The organism is Variovorax sp. YR752, from assembly GCF_943372545.1.
The window spans coordinates 1-19,974 of record NZ_CALRZC010000045.1 but is presented as its reverse complement, the minus strand read 5'-3'; the positions used below and the strand labels follow the sequence as shown (position 1 = coordinate 19,974).

Annotated in this window: 11 protein-coding genes; 7 read left to right on the top strand and 4 right to left on the bottom strand. The window is 68.2% G+C overall.

All coding sequences use genetic code 11. The features are described 5' to 3' along the window. Positions 1–32: 32 nt before the first annotated feature. Complete coding sequence (locus tag AAG801_RS13250) at positions 33–5,948, top strand: autotransporter outer membrane beta-barrel domain-containing protein (RefSeq protein ID WP_341888788.1); 5,916 nt, start codon at positions 33–35, stop codon at positions 5,946–5,948. A 146-nt stretch (positions 5,949–6,094) separates the two neighbouring features. Here AAG801_RS13250 and AAG801_RS13245 read toward each other — a convergent pair whose 3' ends face one another. From AAG801_RS13245 to AAG801_RS13230, 4 genes are all read right to left on the bottom strand, one after another. Continuing rightward, the gene (locus AAG801_RS13245) at positions 6,095–6,442 is read right to left on the bottom strand and encodes a zinc ribbon domain-containing protein YjdM (RefSeq protein ID WP_341888787.1); all 348 of its coding nucleotides are present in this window, start codon (positions 6,440–6,442) and stop codon (positions 6,095–6,097) included. 83 nt (positions 6,443–6,525) lie between these two features. Beyond that, positions 6,526–7,119 carry a hypothetical protein gene (locus AAG801_RS13240; protein WP_341888786.1) on the bottom strand — a complete coding sequence of 198 codons (594 nt, stop codon included), beginning with the start codon at positions 7,117–7,119 and terminating at the stop codon, positions 6,526–6,528. Positions 7,120–7,196: 77 nt separating this feature from the next. Beyond that, the gene (gene recJ / locus AAG801_RS13235; RefSeq protein WP_341888785.1) at positions 7,197–8,918 is read right to left on the bottom strand and encodes a single-stranded-DNA-specific exonuclease RecJ; all 1,722 of its coding nucleotides are present in this window, start codon (positions 8,916–8,918) and stop codon (positions 7,197–7,199) included. Beyond that, positions 8,915–9,892, bottom strand: coding sequence for a hypothetical protein (locus AAG801_RS13230; RefSeq protein ID WP_341888784.1), 978 nt, complete (start codon positions 9,890–9,892; stop codon positions 8,915–8,917). Before AAG801_RS13230 ends, recJ begins: the two co-directional genes overlap by 4 nt. 123 nt (positions 9,893–10,015) lie before the next feature. On the opposite strand from AAG801_RS13230, the gene AAG801_RS13225 reads away from it, so the two are divergent. From AAG801_RS13225 to AAG801_RS13200, 6 genes are all read left to right on the top strand, one after another. Then, positions 10,016–11,272, top strand: coding sequence for a lipoprotein-releasing ABC transporter permease subunit (locus tag AAG801_RS13225; protein ID WP_341888783.1), 1,257 nt, complete (start codon positions 10,016–10,018; stop codon positions 11,270–11,272). Further along, positions 11,265–11,942: a lipoprotein-releasing ABC transporter ATP-binding protein LolD gene (gene lolD / locus AAG801_RS13220; RefSeq protein ID WP_101490942.1), complete on the top strand. Its 678-nt coding sequence runs from the start codon at positions 11,265–11,267 to the stop codon at positions 11,940–11,942. The genes AAG801_RS13225 and lolD overlap by 8 nt, the downstream gene beginning before the upstream one ends. Positions 11,943–12,177: 235 nt before the next feature. Next, positions 12,178–12,921 carry a hypothetical protein gene (locus AAG801_RS13215; protein WP_341888782.1) on the top strand — a complete coding sequence of 248 codons (744 nt, stop codon included), beginning with the start codon at positions 12,178–12,180 and terminating at the stop codon, positions 12,919–12,921. A gap of 7 nt (positions 12,922–12,928) precedes the next feature. Further along, positions 12,929–13,447 (top strand): sigma-70 family RNA polymerase sigma factor, encoded by a 519-nt coding sequence (locus AAG801_RS13210; RefSeq protein ID WP_341888781.1) that lies wholly within the window; start codon positions 12,929–12,931, stop codon positions 13,445–13,447. Positions 13,448–13,546: 99 nt separating this feature from the next. After that, positions 13,547–14,566 carry a FecR domain-containing protein gene (locus AAG801_RS13205; RefSeq protein WP_341888780.1) on the top strand — a complete coding sequence of 340 codons (1,020 nt, stop codon included), beginning with the start codon at positions 13,547–13,549 and terminating at the stop codon, positions 14,564–14,566. Between the two features lie 100 nt (positions 14,567–14,666). Beyond that, positions 14,667–19,974, top strand: a 5,308-nt coding sequence (locus tag AAG801_RS13200) for a filamentous hemagglutinin N-terminal domain-containing protein (RefSeq protein WP_341888779.1), incomplete at its 3' end; no start/stop codon positions are given.

The window sequence follows — 19,974 nt, the reverse complement described above, 5'->3', positions numbered from 1 at the left end:
GGCCCCACACCGCCCTACGGAGGAGCCAGTTCATGAACCGCACCCATCGCCTTGTTTTCAATCGTCGCACCGGCGTGTGCCAAGCCGTGTCCGAGACCGCCAGGTCGGCAACTGCAGGTGCATCGGGTCTGCCGCGCGCGATGGCCGTTGCAGCGTTGATGACACTGGGATCGGCGCCCATGGGCGCAGGGGCCGCCGTTTATGGTTGGGCGGCGCCTGCAGCCGGTGATTGGTTCGATCCGGTCAATTGGCTCGAAGGCGTTGTGCCGACTTCAGCGGATACCGCGCGGATCAGCGGACCAGCGGCCCGGATTTCGGGCGTCGGACCTGAGGCTCAGGCTTATTTCTTACAAGTCGGGGACGGGGCCGACGGCGCACTGGAAGTCTTGAACGGCGGGAGGCTGGTCGTCGGCTCGAGGGTCGCGTTGGGTCTGTATGGTTCTGGAAAGCTTTGGGTCGATGGCGCTGGATCATCGCTACGCAGCGCGAACATCACGCTGGGTGCCGTGGGTGCCGGGAATGGCGAGATGACCATCTCCAGGGGAGGCGTCGTCAGCCTTCACGGACGCTCGGAAATCGAGATCGGCAATACCCCTGGCGGCTCGGGCACGCTCAACCTGAACGCAGGCGGCACGCTGGAGGTCGGCGCGGGTCAAGGGCTGCGGCCTGCAGTGGCCGGCGCCACCGGCACCTTCAACTGGGCGGGCGGCATGTTGCGGGTGACGAACGGCGACTTGACGACAGGCATGCCCGCCACCTTGACTGGCACGACGTCCACGCTGGACACCAACGGCTTTGGCGCGACGCTGTCGGGCGTGCTGTCCGGCGACGGCGCGCTCACAAAGACCGGCGCGGGAATGCTCAGGCTCTTTGGCGCCAACACCTACAGCGGCGGCACCACCCTCAGCGCCGGCACCCTGATCGTCGGCAATGCCGCTGCCCTGGGTACCGGCGCATTGAACGCGGCCGGAGGCACCACCCTCGACGCCAGCGCCGCAGTCACCCTGGACAACGATGTCGACCTCCGCGGCAACTTGAACGTCGGCGGCAGCCAGGCGCTGCGCCTCGACGGCAACATTGCCGGGGGGGGCGGTCTCGTCAAGAACGGCGCTGCCAGCCTGAGCCTCAACGGCGTCAACAGCTACGAGGGCGGCACCGTGCTGAACGGCGGCACGCTGATCGTCGGCTCCGATACCGCCCTGGGCACCGGCGCATTGATCACGGGCGCAGGCACCACCCTCGACGCCAGCGTCGCGGTCACCCTGGGCAACGATGTCAACCTCGCTGGCAACCTGACCTTGGGCGGCAGCCACGCCCTCACGCTCAATGGCACCGTCACCGGGGCCGGCGGGCTGACCAAGAGCGGCGCTTCCAACCTTGTCCTCAACGGCGACAACGACTTCCTCGGTGGCACGACCCTGAACGCCGGCACCCTGACCGTCGGCAACAGCGGGGCGCTGGGTCTGGGCGGCCTGACGGTCGCCGGAGCGGCGACGCTCGACAGCCATACCGCGGTGCTCCTGGGCAACCACATGGTCCTGAATGCCGACCTGAGCGTCGGTGGCACGCAGGGTCTGACGCTCTCCGGGCGGATCAGCGGCAACGGCGGGTTGATCAAGAACGGCGCGGCCAACCTGACGCTCGACGGCGTCAACAGCTACAGCGGCGGCACGACCCTCGGCGCCGGCACCCTGACCGTCGGCAATGCCGCGGCCCTGGGTGCGAGCGCGCTGACCGTGACCGGCGACAGCGTTCTCTCCAACCATTCGGCGCTGCGCTTGAACAACGCGGTCGACCTCGACCACGCGAACCTCACCCTCGGTGGCAACCGCGCGCTGACCCTCGATGGCGTGATCGGTGGCACCGGTGGCCTGGTCAAGGTCGGCGCTTCCAACCTCGTCCTCAACGGCGCCAATGACTTCCTCGGTGGCACGATCCTGAATGCCGGCACCCTGACCGTCGGCCACGACACGGCGCTGGGTGTGGACCCACTGACGGTCGCCGGGGCGGCGACGCTCGACAGCAATACCGCGGTGGCCCTGGACAACAGATTCGACCTGAAGGCCGACCTGACCGTCGGCGGCACCCGGGACCTGACGTTCTCCGGGCCGGTCACCGGCGCAGGCGGGTTGATCAAGAACGGCGCGGCCAACCTGACACTCAACGGCGTCCACACCTACAGCGGCGACACCACCGTCAACGGCGGCAGGCTGACCGTCAACGGCTCGGTGGCGGAGAGCGTGCAGGTCAACAGCAGCGGCACGCTGGGCGGCTCCGGCACGATAGAGCGCAATGTGACGGTCGCGTCGGGCGCACACCTGGCGCCGGGCAATTCGATCGGCACGCTGACCATCGCCGGGGACCTGAGCCTGGCCCAGGGCAGCGTGCTCGACTTCGAGTTCGGCGCTCCGGGCAGCAGCTACGCGGTGCCCGGGGTGGGCGACAGCGTGAAGGTGGGCGTCGACCTGTATCTCAATGGCGCCACGTTGAACATCACCGACACGGGCACCATGGGGCCGGGGATCTACAACCTGTTCAGCTACGGCAACACGCTCACGCGGACGAACGGCGGCATTGCACTGGGCGGCGCGGCCCCCAACAACTTTTCTGTCCAGTACCTCACGGGGGACAAGAAGGTCAACCTGGTCAGCATCGATCCCGCCCAGGTCCTGAACTTCTGGAATGGCAACGGCCTGGCCAGCGCGACCCAGATGGGCGGGGGCGACGGCACCTGGAGCGCGACACAACCGAACTGGACCGATGTGAAAGGGGCGGTCACCGCGGCCATGCAGCCACAGCCGGGGTTCGCGATCTTCGGCGGCGCGGCGGGCCACGTCGTGGTGGACAACACCGACGGCGCGGTGGCAGCCACGGGCATCCAGTTCGCGAGCGACGGCTATCGGCTGTCCGGCGGCACGCTCACGCTGGTTGCGGACAAGGCCTCGCCCGGACCGGTCGAGCTGCGCGTGGGCGACGGCAGCGCCGCGGGCAGCAGCTGGAACGCGACCATCGGCAACGTCATCGCGGGCACGGACGGCGTGGTGAAGACCGGCAACGGCACGCTCGCGCTCACGGGCCTGAACACCTACAGCGGCGGCACAGCGGTGCGCGGCGGTGCACTGCAGATTTCGGACGATCGCAACCTCGGCGCGGCCGGCGCGGGGCTGACGCTCGACGCGGGCACCTTGCGCATCGCATCGGGCTCGGCGCCGATCATCTCCGCGCGAGCGGTCACGCTCGGCGCAGGCGGCGGCACGCTGGACCTGGGCGCGAACCTGCTCGGCTTCGTCAGCGGCATCGGCGGCACGGGAGCCCTGAGCGTGACAGGCGCCGGCGGCACCTTGGCGATCGCCGCGCCCAACACCTACGAAGGCGGCACCACGCTCATGGGCGGCGCCTCGGTCAGCGTCGCGGGGGCGGGCACGCTCGGCGCGGGCGCGGTGCAGCAGCAGGGCAGCGGCACGCGTCTTGTCTTCACGGCCGGCGCCAACGCGGGCAGCAACAGCTACACGGTCGGGCGCTCCGGCATGGCCGACGTCGGCAACCGGATGTCGTTCGCGCAGGACGCGAGCGCGATGTCCTCGACGCTCTTCGTCAACGGCGCGGGCTGGCAAACGCCCGATGCCAATGCGCTGCAGTTCGGCGACGCCAGCACCGCCGCCACGTCGAGCATCACGAACCAGGGCGGCGCGGTGTACTTCCTGCAGGATGCCACCGCGGGCAACGCCACGATCGTCAATGGCGGCAAGAGCCTGCTGAGCTTTCTCGGCGCGTCGTCGGCCGGCACGGCGCAGATTGCCAACCACAGCGGCGGCACGGTGCACTTCGAGGGCACCGCCACGGGGGCACACGCCCGCATCGCCAACGCGGCAGGCGGCACGGTCGACGTGTCGGGCTCGACCTCTGCCTCCGGTGTCGAAATCGGGTCGCTCTCCGGCGCGGGTGCGCTGGTGCTGGGCGCATCGAAGCTCACGCTCGGTGCCCTGAACACCAACGACACGCTGTCCGGCGTGGTCAGCGACAAGGGCAGCCAGTTCGCCCAGCCGGGAGCGGGCACGGGCGGTTCGGTCGTGAAGGTCGGCAGCGGCACACTCACGCTGTCGGGCGCGAACACCTACACGGGCGGCACCGCGCTGCGCCAGGGCCGGTTGAACGTCGGCCACAGCCGAGCGCTGGGCACGGGCGCGCTGACGATGGACGACGACACCACGCTGGGCTTCAGCGCCGAGGGGGTGAGCCTCGCCAATGCCATCCGGCTCACGGGGCAGAACGATCCGGTCATCGACACCGGTGCGTTCAGTGCCACGCTGGCCGGCGCGATCAGCGGCGGCGGGTTCATCACCAAGCAGGGCACGGGCACGCTGACGCTGTCGGGCGCCAACACCTACACCGGTGCGACGAACGTGGCACAGGGCACGTTGAAGGCTGGTGCGCTGAACACCTTCAGTGCGTCCTCTGCACACAGCGTGGCCACTGGCGCCACGCTCGACCTCGCCGGTTTCGATCAGACCGTGGCATCGCTCGCCAACAGCGGCACCGTGTCGCTCGTCGGCGCGGCTGCAGGCACCACGCTCACGGTGAACGGCAACTACGTCGGCAACAACGCAGTGCTCAAGCTGGCGGCTGCGCTCAACGGCACGGGGCTGTCGGACCGGTTGGTGATCAACGGCGGCGCCGCGAGCGGCAAGACCAGCGTGCAGGTCGCCAACCTGGGCGGCTTGGGCGCGCTCACCACGGGCGACGGCATCGAGGTGATCGGCGCGCGAAACGGCGCCACCACCACCGCGCAGACCACCAGGGATGCCTTCGCGCTGGCCGGCGGCCATGTGGATGCGGGTGCCTACGAGTACCGCCTGAATGCAGGGGACGCCGCCGGCGCCGGAGAAAACTGGTACCTGCGCTCCACCACGACGGCGGTCACGCCGCCCGTGCCGCCCGCGCCGGGTGCGCCCCCGGCCCCCGTCGTCGTTCCCGTCCCCACGTACCGCGCTGAAGCCTCGCTCTATGCGGCACTGCCAAGCCAGCTTCGCCAGGGCAACCTCGCCATGCTGGGCGACATGCACAAGCGCCTGGGCGACGACGATGCGAAGGGCGCGGTCCCGGACGCCGGCAGCACGCCGCGCCGCGCCTGGGCCCGTGTGCTCTCCACCGACATCGACGTCCAGCAGGGCGGCACGGTCTCTCCCACCAGCAAGGGGCGCCTGACGGGCTTCCAGGCCGGTACCGACCTGCTGGCCACGCCCCACTGGCGCGCGGGTCTCTACGTCGGTCAGCTCGACGGCGATGCCACGACGACCGGTTTTGCAAGTGGCGTGCACAACCTGCGAACCGGCCGCAACGACCTGCGCAGCCAGTACGCCGGCGTCTACGGCACGTATGTCGGCGCCAGCGGCTTCTACGCCGATGTCGTCGTGCAATCGGGGCGTCACCGCTACACCGCCGAGCCGATGCTCGGTGCCGGCATCGGCGGCAAGGGCCACAGCTTGCTGGGCTCCATCGAAGTGGGCCAGGCGTTTGCGCTGGGCGGCAGCGGCTGGCGCATCGAACCCCAGTTGCAGTTGATCCATCAGCACATCGACCTGGGCAACAGCGTCATCGTCGGCGCCGTCGTGCAGCCGCGCGCCGACAGCGGCTGGATCGCGCGCGCGGGCGTGCGGGTCAAGGGCGAGATCGACACCGGCATGGGCACCCTGCAGCCGTACGGGCGCTTCAACGTCTACAAGACGTCCAGCGGCACCGACATTGCACGCTTCGTCAACGGTGCCACCACGACCGACATCGCGGCGCCCACCGGCGGCACGAGCACCGAACTGGCGGGCGGCTTCACGATGGCGTTGAGCCAGACGACGAGCCTGTACGGCGAAGTCGGCAAGCTCTGGTCATCGGGCGGCAACGCAAAGGTGAAAAGCTCGATCAACGGGGCGCTCGGCGTGCGCGTGAAATGGTAGCCAGCGCTTCATCGCTCGGTTCGAAGGCGACGTCCTGAGATGCGCGGCGCCGGGCACCCATCCCGGGGCCGCGAGCGTCGATGCGATGGCGGCGTGCAAGGGAAAGGCCCAGAGAGTGGGTTTCGCCCGCATGCGTCAAGCCGGTCTCAGGCCTTGCGCACGAATTCCGACTTCAGCTTCATCGCGCCAATGCCGTCGATCTTGCAATCGATGTCGTGATCGCCATCGATCAGGCGGATGTTCTTCGCCTTGGTGCCGACCTTCACGACCAGCGACGAGCCCTTGACCTTGAGGTCCTTGATGACGGTGACGGTGTCGCCGTCGTTCAGCACGTTGCCGACCGAATCCTTGATGACCCGGCCCTCATCGGCCGCGCTTTCGGCGGCATCGCCCGAGGCGGACCATTCGTGACCGCATTCGGGGCAGACAAGGTTCAGGCCGTCTTCGTAGGTGAATTCCGAATGGCATTGGGGGCAAGGGGGCAGAGTGCTCACGGCGGTAGGTGGGGTCCGTATCGGTTGAAGGACGTGGATACTAGCCTGCCCTCAGGGACGCAGGTCCTGTGGGCCGCAGCGGCTCAATCCAAGGTGTCGAAGAGCCGGAAGATCCACGACAGCTGGTACGCCAGCGTGCCCGCGACGAAGGCCGTGTGAAAGCGCGGGTTGGCGGAGCGGGCCGCCGCGATGCACAGGCCCACGAGGATGGGCGTGCGGATGAGGTACTCCATCGCAAAGCGGGCGAAGTGCGCCTCGCCCTTGATCAGCGTGTCGACCACGTCGAGCAGGTAGGTGGCGGCCAGCAAGCCGAAGAACCACGCGCGGCGGGCGTAGAAGTAGTCGCGGTAGCTCGCGTAGTCCTGCATGCTGTCGGGAAAGAGCAGCGCGCACAGCAGGAACAGAAGAATCGCGTAACTGACGATGAAGGCGTAGGTGCCGAAGGTCCAGATCTCGATCTGGTACAGGCCGAACTCCCACCACCAGAAATGCACCAGCGCCAGCAGCACCGAGGCGACCCAGGCCAGGTGCACGGCATAGAGCCGGTACTGCGTGGGGTGCTGCACGATGCGCGCCACGCCCGACAGCAGCCGGGTGACGCCCAGACCGATGACCATGCCCATCACGACGCGGATGTGCGGAAAGATGTCGTGGGCCGAGATGGCTTCTTGCTGCATTCGAGAGTGCCCCGATCGAATGAATGAATGGGCCTCCAGTCTAGGACGCTTGCGCGCCCGCCGTCACCCCGGCCGCGTCAGACCTCCGCCCCCTCGACCAGAAAGCGCAGCCGGCGCACGCCCTGCCACTCATCCGCATCGAGCCGGAAGGCCAGCTTCACGCGCGGCGGCAGCGGCTCGGTGTGGCTGAACCAGATCGCGTCGATCGGCTGGCCCTGGTGCTTGAGCTTGAGCGCCAAGTGCTTCTCGCCGACGAGCCGCTGCGACACCACCTCGACCTCTTCGCTGAAGGTGGGCGGCGCGAAGCCTTGGCCCCAGACCTCACGGTGCAGCGTGTCGACCAGATCGATGCGCATGTACTCGCGGGCGATCGGCCCGTCGGTTTCGATCTGGCGTGTGAGCGCGGCTTCGGCCAGCCATTCGCCGGCGACCTGGGCCAGCGCGCGCTCGAAGACCGGAAAGTGCTCGCGCGCCACGGTGCAGCCCGCGGCCATCGCGTGGCCGCCGAAGCGCAGCAGCACGCCGGGGTGGCGCTTGGCCACGAGGTCGAGCGCGTCGCGCAGGTGAAAGCCCGGAATCGATCGACCCGAGCCCTTCAGCTCCTGCTCCTTGCCCGGTGCTGCGCTGGCCGCGAACACGAAGGTCGGGCGATGGAAGCGGTCCTTGATGCGCGAGGCCACGATGCCCACCACGCCTTCGTGGAAGTCGGCGCCGAACACGCTGATGGCCGGCGGTGGTGCGTCGACGCCTTCGCCGTCGGCCGCGAACAGCGACTCGGCCAGCAGCAGCGCCTGGTCGCGCATGCCGCCTTCGATGTCGCGCCGCTCGCGGTTGATGCCGTCGAGCATGCGTGCGAGTTCGTCGGCGCGGCCGGCGTCGTCGGTCAGCAGGCATTCGATGCCCAGCGTCATGTCGGCCAGACGGCCGGCCGCGTTGATGCGCGGGCCGAGTGCAAAGCCGAAGTCGAAGGTCGTCGCGGCCGAGGCGGTGCGGCCCGCGGCCTTGAACAGCGCCGCCACGCCGGCCGGCATCGCGCCCGCGCGGATGCGGCGCAGGCCCTGCGCCACGAGGCGACGGTTGTTGGCGTCGAGCTTCACCACGTCGGCCACGGTGCCGAGTGCGACCAGCGGCAGCAGCGCATCGAGCTTCGGTTGCGTGGCGGTGTCGAATACGCCGCGCGTGCGCAGTTCGGAGCGCAGCGCGAGCAGCACGTAGAACATCACGCCGACGCCGGCGATGCTCTTGCTTTCGAAATCGCAGCCGGGCTGGTTCGGGTTGACCATCACATCGGCCAAGGGCAGCTCGGGGCCGGGCAGGTGGTGGTCGGTTACCAGCACCTGCAGGCCGCGCGCCTTGGCGGCGGCCACGCCCTCGACGCTGGCGATGCCGTTGTCGACGGTGATCAGCATGTCGGCGCCGGCATTGGCCACGCGCTCGGCAATCGGCGGCGTCAGGCCGTAGCCGTCGACCACGCGGTCGGGCACGAGGTAGCTCACGTGCTTGGCGCCCAGCAGGCGCAGGCCGCGCACGCCGACCGCGCAGGCAGTGGCGCCGTCGCAGTCGTAGTCGGCCACGATGCACAGGCGTTTGTCCTGCGCGATGGCGTCGGCCAGCAGCACGGCGGCTTCGCGCGTGCCGCGCAGCGTGTCGGGCAGCAGCAGGCGCGCGAGCCCGTCGTCGAGCTCGTCTTTGCCGCGCACACCGCGTGCTGCAAAGAGGCGCGCCAGCAGCGGGTGCACGCCGGCTTGTTCCAGCGCCCAGACGGTGCGCGGGGGGATGTCCCGGGCAATGATCTTCATAGGGACTCCAGCACCTGGTTGGCGCGGTTGCGGTCGAACAGGCCCTTGGCCCAGCGGGCGAGGCCGCGCGGCTGCACGGTGTAAAGCTGCGCGCCGCGGTCGCCGCACAGCGTGAGCGCGACGTCGACGCCGCGCATGAGGTCGGCGAGCAGGCCGGCGATGGCGCTAGCGTCGAGTGCCTGCCAGGCGGTGGCCCAGGCCAGGCCGTCGTCGTGCAGTGCGGCGTCGCGCAGTGCGAGCTCGACGACCGGCGTGCGCGCAAGGGGCGGCGAGGGCAGGTCGCCGTCCTTCAGGACGCCGGTGCCGCTGAGCCAGAACGAATTGATCGGCGGCACGCCGCGCGCGGTGCGCTCGTCGTTCACGCGCTGCGTGTACAGCAGCATCTGCATCTCGTTCTGCAGGCGGCGCAGCGGCCGCGACGCGTCGCCCAGCGGCGACCACTGCGAAATGGGGTACCCCACCGCGCGGTCGATGGAGGCCGTGGCCAGCCCGTCGAAGATGGGCGCGCAGGCGAGCCAGCGGCCCGGCGTGTCGGAGGGGTACAGCGCGATGCCGTCTTCTTCGAAGAACGGCTGCGCAACGGCCAGCAGGGCCATCGATTCGGCGGCGTCGATCTCGATGGCCGACGGATCGCCCAGCGCCACGTCGTCGATGCCGACCTGCCAGTTGCACAGCGTCACCAGGCCCCAGGCCTCGTGGTCACCGGGCGCGGCCAGGCCGGTCTTGCGGGCTTCGAGCGCGGCCCAGGGAATGCAGCCGTCGTCGGCGGCAGGCAGGCCGAGCGCGCGGGCCAGTGCGCGTTCGTGCGGCGGGGAGCGGGCGCTGTCGTCCTGCGTGTCGGTGTCGGCGAGCGTCAGGCGCAGCAGCAGGGTTTCGAGGTTCGGCAGCCGCAGGGTCGCGAGCGCCGCGCGGCAAGCCGGGGAACCGCGGCCGGCAAAGGGAATCAACAGATGACGTGGGAGAGGTTCGGCCATTTCCCTATTGTCCGGGATGCCACAATTCCACCGTATGACCTACCCCCTCGCCCCTCACCCCGTGTATTCGCCGCCCCCCGCGGGTGCGCCCATGCCCCTTGAGGCCACGGGGCGGGGCTTCTGATGCGATTCCCTTATGAACTGCAGCTCGGCTGGCGCTACACGCGCGCAGGCCGTGCCACGCGACGCAACGGCTTCATTTCTTTCATCTCCGGCGTGTCGATGCTCGGCATCGCCCTGGGCGTGGCGGCGCTGATCATCGTGCTCAGCGTGATGAACGGCTTCCAGAAGGAAGTGCGCGACCGCATGCTCAGCGTGGTGTCGCACATCGAGATCTTCTCGCGCGACGGCCAGGCCCTGCAGGACATCGACGCCATCATGGCCGACGCCCGCAAGAACCCCGAGGTGATCGGCGCGGCGCCGTTCATCAACACGCAGGCGCTGATCGCGCGCGGCGAAGACATGAAGGGCGCGATCGTGCGCGGCATCGACCCCGCGCTCGAGCCCGAGGTCACCGACACCGGCAGCATCGCCAAGGGCGGCACCTTCGACAAGCTGGTGCCCGGCGAGTTCGGCATCGTGCTGGGCGTCGAGCTGGCGCGTTCGATGTTCGTGCAGCCCGGCGACCAGGTCACGCTGGTGGCGCCGGGCGGCCAGGTCACGCCGGCCGGCGTGGTGCCGCGCCTGAAGCAGTTCACCGTGGTCGGCGTGTTCGACTCGGGCCACTACGAGTACGACTCGGCGCTGGCCATGGTGCACGAGAAAGATGCGGCCAAGGTGTTCCGCCTCGAAGGCCCGACCGGCATTCGCCTCAAGCTGCATGACCTGCACGAAGCGCGCGAGGTGGCCGACCAGCTCGCCGTCACGCTGCCGGGCCAGTTCCTGATCCGCGACTGGACGCGCCAGAACAAGACGTGGTTCGCGGCCGTGCAGGTCGAGAAACGCATGATGTTCATCATCCTCACGCTGATCGTCGCCGTGGCGGCCTTCAACCTCGTCTCGACGCTGGTGATGACCGTGACCGACAAGCGCGCCGACATCGCCATCCTGCGCACGCTGGGCAGTTCGCCGCGCAGCATCATGGCCATCTTCGTGGTGCAGGGCGCCATGGTGGGCGTGATCGGCACCGTGGGCGGCCTGCTGCTGGGCCTGGGCATTGCGTACAACATCGACGTGATCGTGCCCTTCCTGGAGCAGCTCTTCCACGCCAGCTTCCTGCCCAAGGACATCTACCTGATCAGCAAGATGCCGAGCGATCCGCAGCAAAGCGACATCATGCCGATCGCGATCATTTCCCTCATCCTGGCCTTCCTGGCCACGCTGTATCCGAGCTGGCGCGCCAGCCGTGTGAACCCCGCCGAGGCCCTGCGCTATGAGTGATGTCGTTCTCAAGGCCCGCGGCCTCACCAAGCGCTTCCACGAAGGCCGCATCGACCTCACCGTGCTGCACGGTGTCGACCTCGACGTGCATGCCGGCGAAACGCTGGCCATCGTCGGTGCCTCGGGCTCCGGCAAGAGCACGCTGCTGCACCTGATGGGCGGACTCGACGCGCCGACCGCGGGCAAGGTCGAACTGCTTGGCAAGGACATCGCGCATGCCGACGCCGCCGAGCAGGGCCGGTTGCGCAACCATCACCTGGGCTTCGTCTACCAGTTCCATCACCTGCTGCCCGAGTTCAGCGCACTCGACAACGTCGCGATGCCGCTGAAGATCCGCCGCGTCGAGGCCGGCGAAGCGTCGCAGGCCGCCGCAAAGATCCTCGCCAGCGTGGGCCTGGGCGAGCGTTTGCACCACCGGCCGGCCGAGCTGTCGGGCGGCGAGCGCCAGCGCGTGGCGATTGCGCGCGCGCTGGTCACGAAGCCGGCCTGCGTGCTGGCCGACGAGCCCACCGGCAACCTCGACCGCAGCACCGCCGACGCCGTGTTCGCGCTGATGCTCGACCTTGCGCACCGGCACGGCACGGCCTTCGTGATGGTCACGCACGACCAGGACCTGGCCAAGCGCTGCGACCGCGTGCTGCAGCTGGTGGCGGGGCGGCTGGCGGGCTGAGCGTCAGTCAGCCGCTGGAGGGGAGGCCTCGGGCTTCCCGCGGCACACGGGATGCGCGCCACGCGCCGAGGCGTACGAAAGTCTGACGTTGCAACGAGACCGTCACACGCCGGTGACAGCATGCAAGTTTCCCGACTGGCGTGCATTCCTTGCCGACTCGACTTTTCTCCCTGCCATGGCTTTCGCATCCTCACCGCAGGCGTGACGATGCGCGCGGCATCGTTGCGCCTCGGGGGTGAGCGAGGTGCACCCTGGGTTCGCGGGCGCCACAGGCCGCAGCGTCGCACTCTGCGCGCTCGCGCTGTCCTGGCTGGCCGGCACGGCCTGGGCGAGCGACGGACCTGCATCGCCGCTGCGTGAGGGCGAGGCCCCGGCCGATGCCGTGCCCGGCACGGGTGACGCCGCACTGGCGTTCGACATTCCCTCGCTTCCCTTGGCCGATGCGCTCAAGCGCTATGCCGCCGTCACGCGGCAGCCTGCACTCTTTCGCAGCGAGATCCTGGCCGAGCTGACGTCCTCGGCGGTGCGCGGGCTTTACGCCCCCGACGTTGCGCTCGAACTGTTGCTGGAAGGCACGGGCCTGGTGGCCGAGAAAGTCCGCACGGGGTCGGCCGTCACGCTCGCGTTGAAGCCGGCGCAGGCCCGGGCCGAGGTTCCGCGCGCGGCCAGCCTTGGAAGCCTCGCGGGCTACCCCAGCCTGCTGCAGGCGCGCGTCTGGGACGCGTTGTGCGGCAACGCGCGCACGCGGCCGGGAACGTACCGGTCCTTGCTGCGCTTCGAGGTGGACGAGGCGGGCCAGCTGCGCCGGCCGCGCCTGCTCGGCCTGACCGGCAACGCGGCCCGCGACGCCGAGATGCTGGAGGTTCTGCGCGGTGTGCGCCTCGCGCATGCGCCGCCGCCGGACCTGCCGCAGCCTTTGACGCTGCTCATCCTGCCCACCGATGCGCGCGGCGGAACGCGCTGCCGCGCGCCGTCCTGACCCGTCCATGGCCGAAGACGTCCGCCCCGTGCTGATGGACTACCTGTCCAGGCACTACGACGCGCTCAAGCGCCAACTGGGCCGCGCGTTGCGCAATGCAGACCTGGCCGAGGACGCGCTGCACGACACCTGGCTGCGCGTGAACGAGCAAGGTGGGAGCGAACAGGAGCCGATCCAGCGGCCGGGCGGCTATCTCGTGCGCATGGCGTTCAACATCGCGCTCGACATCCAGCGTCGCCAGAGCCGCAACCTGCCGTTCGACGAGATCGACGCGCTGATGGAACTGGCCGACACGGCGCCCGGTCCGGCGCGGATCGCCGAGGCGCGTTCGCAGCTGGACGCCGTGGTCAAGCTGCTGGACCGCATGCCGGCGCGGCGGCGCGAGGTCGTCGTGCTCGTGCACATGGACGGACTGACGCAGCCCGAGGTGGCGAAGCGCCTGGACATTTCCCTGCGCACCGTCGAGTACGAACTCAAGCATGCGCACGACTACCTGAGTGCCCGGATGGCCCATGACAAAAATTAGTTGCGGGATCGGCGCGGCCCGTTCGTCGTACGCAGTGAAGCATCGAATCACCCAGGTCCTCGCAGCGGGCCGAGGCCCCGAAGAAGGGCCGCGGCCGTGATGCACGACCCCCTGACGGCACCCGCCGACGATCCCGCCCTCGCTGCCGACACGACGCGGCACGAGGCCTGGGAGTGGCTGCGCCTGTTTCATTCGGGTGCCGTCAAGCCGCAGGACGCCCAGCGTTTCAAGCACTGGCTGGCGCGCAGTCCGGCGCACGCGTCGGTCTTCAGGGAGGCCAGGGCGCAATGGGCCGTGCTCGGTCCGGCCTCTGCCGGCGTGCTTCGCACCAATGCCGATGCGGCGGCGTTTCATGCGCGCCATCTGGCCAGGCCAGTGCTCGCGCGCCGCGCCTTCCTCGGCGCGGCAGCGGGCACGGCGGCCATGGCCGGCGTCGCGGGCGTGGCGGTGTTCCATCCGCCCGCGGGCTTGTGGCCTGCGCCGGCGGGGTGGGGTGCCGACTACCGCACCGCCACCGGCGAGCAGTTGGAAGTGGGCCTCACCGAGCGGGTGCAGGTCACGCTGAACACCCAGACCCGCATCCGGCGCCGCACCGTGGACGGCCGGACGACCGGCGTCGACCTGCTCGAGGGCGAGGCCGCGTTCGATCTGTCGTCCGGCAGCGGCGCACGGCCCTTCGGCGTCATGGCCGGCGCCGGCCGCAGCCTGGCCGAGTCGGGGCGTTTCGAGGTCCGCTACCTGGACGCCAAGGTGTGCGTGACCTGCATCGAAGGCGCGGTGCGCGTGGAGCACCCCGCGGGCGCGCGTGAGCTGCGCGCGCGCCAGCAGACGGTGTACGACGGCACGTCGGTGAGCAGCGTGGCGCTGGTCGGCGCCGCGAATCTGTCGGCCTGGCGCAAGGGCGAGCTGGTGTTCACGCAGGCCCGCTTGTCCGACGTGCTCGACGAGATCAACCGCTACCGGCGCGGCCGCGTGGTGCTGATGAACACGGCCGCGCGCAGCCGGCTTGTCACCGGCAGCTTCTACATCGCATCGCTCGACCTGGCGCTGGCGCAGCTGCAGCATGCCTTCGATCTCGACGCCCGTTCGTTGCCGGGCGGGTTGACCGTTCTCAGCTGAATCGGGTGGCCGTGGTGCGCGGCCTGAAAAATAAGTTGCGGGGTCGTGGGGCGGCCGTTCGTCGTAGTGCATCGACTCAACTTTCCGGCGGACACGACTCATGAGCACACGCGGGCCCCTCACACCGATCCACGCAACGAAGGCGCGCAACCCGCGGCAGGCGCGGCGCTTTCGCATGGCACCGATCGCGCGCGCCATTGCCATGACGCTGGCGGCCAACGGCGCGCTGGTGCTGGATGCCCAGGCCCAGCAGGCCTTCAGCGGCGCCTGGTTCGCCAACAAGAGCGCGATGCAGAACACGGCCTCGGCGACGGGCCGCCTGCCCAATGGCATGCCGGCATCGATGCTGACCAACCCGCTGGCCGTGCAACAGCGTGACAACGCCCAGCTGCAGCGCTCCATCGACAACCTGAACCTGGCCGCCCGCGGCATCGCCGCACAGCAGGCCGCCCAGGAGGCGGCGCGCCATGCCGCGCTGGCTGGCGCCTCGGACGTGCCCGACGGCCTGGCCGACGGCGGCCTGAAGGTCGACACCCACAGCCTGACGGCCGGCTGGCTCAACGCCAAGGCGCCGGTGCAGACGGCCGCGGGCGGGCGCACGGTGGTGGGTATCGAGCAGACCGACGAGAAGGCGATCCTGAACTGGGAGAGCTTCAACGTGGGCAAGAACACCACGGTGAAGTTCGACCAGTCGAAGGGTCGCAACGTGAAGGACGGCACCAACAGCTGGATCGCGCTGAACCGCATCAACGATCCGAGCGGCAGGCCCAGCCAGATTGCCGGGCAGATTCAGGCTGACGGGTCGGTGTACCTGATCAACCGCAACGGCATCGTCTTCAATGGATCGAGCCAGGTGAACACGCGCAGCCTGGTCGCCAGCTCGCTGCGCCTGACCGACCAGCAATTCAAGCTGGGCATCAACAACGCGCAGCTGATGGAGCACCAGAGCGCTGAGTACCCTGTTCCGCAATTCGGGGAATTCACCGCGCACAAGCCTTGGGTTTACAGCCAGGTCGGCGGCTATGTTCCGGGCAACGGTGTGGTGCCGGACCGCCTCGGTGAGGTCGATCGATTTGACCCCGGCTTGCCGCCCGGTGCCGTCACGGTCGCGCCAGGCGCAGGGCTGAGCGTGAGCAGCGGCGGCAAGATCATGCTCTTCGCGCCCAAGGTGAGCAATGCCGGGCGCCTCTTTGCGCCGGACGGCCAGGTCATCCTGGCGGCCGGCGAAAACGTCTACCTCAAAACCCCCTCGGCGCAGGACCCGAATCCGGTGCGCGGGCTGGACGTTGCCGTGTCGGCAGTACCGGGCTGGGCATTGAATAGTTCGTTTTTGAATGCCGCGCTTGGTTTGTCGCAGGTCCCCTATCCCTACGCCATCGGCGTGCGCGATGTCGTGATGCCGGAAATGGCCGCGCGCGCGAAGGCGGTGGGTTACGAAGTGGTCAACAACGGCGTCGTGCAGGCCGACCGGGGCAACATCACCCTGCAGGCACAGGACGTTCGCCAGAACGGCGTGTTGCTGTCCACCACCGCTTTGAACAACCGCAATGGTTCGATCCAGTTGCGTGCCTGGGGTTTGGCGACACGCGAATATGGCAGCGACATTGACCGGTTTTACAACTGGTCGGCAGGCACCCTGACGCTGGGCAGTGGCAGCGTGACGCAGATCATGCCGGACGCCACCGACACCAGCGAGATCGAAGCGTCCGCGCTGGGCACCCGCTACCAGCCGGGCTGGATCGGCATGTACGGCAAGCTGATCGACATCCAGTCGAAAGCCGGCGTGCTGGCACCCGCAGGCAAGATCAACATCGAAACGGCGGCCAACCCGTTGTTCAGGGGCGTGCTGCAGAGTGCGGGAGACGACAGCCGGATATACCTCGACAGCGATGCCTTCCTCAGCGTGGCGGGTCTGCGCGACATGCTGGTGCCGATGTCGCGCAACTTCGTCGAGGCGGAGTTGCGCATCAACGAGTTGCGCGATTCACCGCTGCTGCTGAACTCCTGGTTGCGCGGCCAGAAAGTGATTGTCGACCGCCGGGAAAACGGCGTGTTCGGCAACGGACCGATGGCGGGCGTGAAGTGGGTCCAGAGGACGGACGGCAACGGCCAGATGGTCTACATGCCAGGCGAGTGGGCAGGCACCCCACTGGCGGATGTGACCGGCTGGATCGGCGTGGGCAAGACCGACCTGCGGGAGCTGTCGGCCGACGCCGGCAGCATCATGTTGCGTGCTGGCGGCGCCGTCATCACGCGTGCCGGCTCGCTGCTCGACATCTCCGGCGGTTCGGTGCGCTATTCGGACGGCATGAACACCGCCACAAAACTCGCGGGCGCCAATGGCGGCATCTACACGATGAGCAGCGCCATGCCCGACATGGAATACACGGGGCTTGCCGGCCGGTTCGCGCAAACGCATGCGCGTTGGGGCGTGAACACGAGCTGGCGCAGCGCGTTGATAGGCGGCGACTTCAAAGAGGCCGGGTACACCGAAGGCCGCAAGGCTGGCGCGGTCCAGATATTCGCCGGTGACGCCATGGTGCTCGAAGGCGATATGTGGGGCGGTGTCATCACGGGTGATCGTCAACAAAATAAACCGGCCAGCAACAAAGGGGGCCAGTTGGTGCTGGGTGGCGGCAGGGTGGAGGACAAAGCCTGGTCGCCAGGCACCCTCATCGTCAGCCATGATCCCCAACGCCTGGGCAATGCATTCAGCGCCGGTACCGCTCTGGGCGCGGACTTCTACGTTCCCCTGGACCCCGTCACTCCGAGGTCAAAGAAATTGACTTTTCTGTCCGACGACATGCTTGGCAGTTCGGGCATGGGGCGGGTCAATTTCTTCATCATCAACGGCGACGTTGAGCTGGCCACGGGCGCCAAACTCGAGTTCTCGCCCGCAACCTCGTTGGTTGTCACCGGTGGTGAAAACTCGACCGGCACCATCCGTATCAACGGCATGGTCCGGTCGGCAGGCGGTTCCATATCCCTTGATTCGCTCTACGGACAACTGGAGATGGGCGCGCAGGGCAGCCTGGATGTTTCCGGCCAATGGATCAATGCCTGGCGTGACGGCAGGTCCTCCGGGCCTTGGGCCATGGATGGCGGTGCCATCACCCTCAATGCCGGAAAAATCCTTGCCGACAAGAATGCCGTATTGGATGTTTCCGGTGGCGGCCGCATCGATATCGGCAAGAAGGGCTTGCCTGCATTGCGTGTGGGCAACGCCGGCTCCCTCAGCTTGACAGGCGTCACGCCGGACACGGATCTGGGGTCATTGAACCTGCGTGCGTATGCAGCGGGTTCAGCCGGCAGCCTGTTCCTTGAAACGCCTTCATCCGTGCAAGTGGGCGGTGCACGCAACGATCCCGCGGTCGTGGCCTTGCCCGCCAACCTGTTTGGCGACCGCGGTTTTGGCACCGTGTCGGTTGCGGTCCGCAGCAACGGCAACATCGTGGTGCCTGACGGTGCGACCGTGACGCAGCAGGCGGCCGGTATCGATTTGAATTCTTCTTTTGCCTACCACGACGTGGCGACCGGCACGAGCCTTGCCGGGGTAGCGCCGATTGCCGTGCTGAGCCCGCAGGAGCGTCTCAAGCGCAGACCGGGCGGACTGACCCTGGGCACGGAAGCCGGCGACATCCATGTCGGGTCGGGTGCATCCATCGTGACCGATACCGGCGGCAAGTTGACATTGGCTGCAGGTGGCGCAGGTGCGCTGACGATACGGGGCCGCCTGGAAGCGCCTGCGGGACGGATTGACCTGAGCGGCAAGACCGTCAGGCTGGAGCCGGAGGCGCAGTTGCTGGCACGCGGCCTCCCTGCGATTGACCTGGACAAGACCGGGCACCTTCAAGGCAAGGTGTTGTCGGGTGGTGTCGTCGATATTCGTGCCGCGGATGTGCAGCTGGCGGCGGGTTCGCTGATCGACGTGTCGGGCGCGAGTGGGGAGATTGAACAGGCGCAGGCAGGTGGTGCATTCGGACGGATCAGCTACAAAAAGCTGGGGCTGGCCAGTGACGGCGGTGCAATCAACATTCGTGGCGAAGGGCTGGTTGCTTCCACGTTGGTCGGGAAGGCCGGGGGGACGGGCGCGCAAGGCGGCTCCGTGTTGATCCAGCAAGTGGCCGCCGGTGCGAGCACCAACCTGGCCGACAAGCTTCTGCAGTCCTTTTGCCAGATCGATTCGTCCTTCTGTACACCGGAAAGCGTCGTCGGGGTCGATTTCGCGCTTCTGCTGGGATACAACCCCGGCGAAAAAGCACCCATGGTCATCACCCAGGCGGTGCTTGACCATCTGGGCTCGGCCTCCAGGAATTCGTTGGTCGTTTCCAATACGGCGTCTTCCGGCGCAGGGCAGGGTGGGCCCGGAATTGACTACGCTGCGCTTGGAATGAGCGACGAAGTCGTGGATTTGTTCAAGAACGAACTCTCCATCGACCTGCGTGCCTTGACCCCGTCGAGTTCATTGCTGGTGGCGCGTCCCAAATCTTTTGCCGAGGGTGGTTTTGCCAATCTCGCTCTGGCCTCCCAGGGGGGGTCGATTGAACTGGGTGATGTGCAGCTTTCCGCGAACCGGAGCATCACGGTCGACGGCACGCTGCGCCATGCCGTCGGGGAATCCGGACACGCAAGCCTGGCGGCGGCCTATATCGGGCTCAAACAAACTGCTTCCGTCATTGCGCCGGCTGCCACGGCCCATCGCACGGGACGCTTGGCCTTGAACGCGGACGTGATTGATGTCGTGGGCGGCGTCAATGGACCTGGGTCCACCTTCGGGCCCGCGAGCATTCGCAGCTTTGCGAAAACGTCATTGAATGCGTCGGAACTCCGCTTCAGCGCGAAGAACGCCGCGGTGGATCCAGGCATGGCTGCGGATGCCGTCACGGCAACACTGGATGTGGACGGTGCATTGGCCATCACCGCCGGCCTGGTTTACCCGTCCGTCGCCGTGAACGCAAAAATCCTGTCCGGTGAATCCATCACCGTGGGGCGTTCCGGAAATTCTTCCGTGCTGCCTTTGTCGGCAGGAGGGACGTTGCGGTTGGAGGCGCCGGTGATTGAACAGAACGGCGTGCTGCGGGCCCCGTTCGGGCAGATCGAACTGGTGGCCGGTGATCGTTTGACGCTGGGCGCTGGCAGCATCACGTCGGTCTCGGGTGCGGGCCTGACGGTGCCCTACGGGACGCTGTCGAACAACGAGCACTGGAACGACCCGACGAAGGCGAGCGATGGCGCCAATCCCTCGAGCGGTTCGTTGACGTCGCCGCCCGAGAAGCGGATCACGATGAAGTCGCCGAATGTCGACCTCGCCAAAGGCGCGGTCATCGACATCGCCGGCGGCGGTGATCTGTACGCCTGGGAATTTGTTCCCGGCCCGGGCGGCTCGAACGATGTGCTGACGCGGCCCG

Bases quoted from the DNA above. Each gene is read 5' to 3' on its own strand.
- AAG801_RS13250 (WP_341888788.1), top strand. From the start codon at position 33: ATGAACCGCACCCATCGCCTTGTTTTCAATCGTCGCACCGGCGTGTGC.
- AAG801_RS13240 (WP_341888786.1), bottom strand. From the start codon at position 7,119: ATGCAGCAAGAAGCCATCTCGGCCCACGACATCTTTCCGCACATCCGC.
- recJ (WP_341888785.1), bottom strand. From the start codon at position 8,918: ATGAAGATCATTGCCCGGGACATCCCCCCGCGCACCGTCTGGGCGCTG.
- AAG801_RS13230 (WP_341888784.1), bottom strand. From the start codon at position 9,892: ATGGCCGAACCTCTCCCACGTCATCTGTTGATTCCCTTTGCCGGCCGC.
- AAG801_RS13225 (WP_341888783.1), top strand. From the start codon at position 10,016: ATGCGATTCCCTTATGAACTGCAGCTCGGCTGGCGCTACACGCGCGCA.
- lolD (WP_101490942.1), top strand. From the start codon at position 11,265: ATGAGTGATGTCGTTCTCAAGGCCCGCGGCCTCACCAAGCGCTTCCAC.
- AAG801_RS13210 (WP_341888781.1), top strand. From the start codon at position 12,929: ATGGCCGAAGACGTCCGCCCCGTGCTGATGGACTACCTGTCCAGGCAC.
- AAG801_RS13205 (WP_341888780.1), top strand. From the start codon at position 13,547: ATGCACGACCCCCTGACGGCACCCGCCGACGATCCCGCCCTCGCTGCC.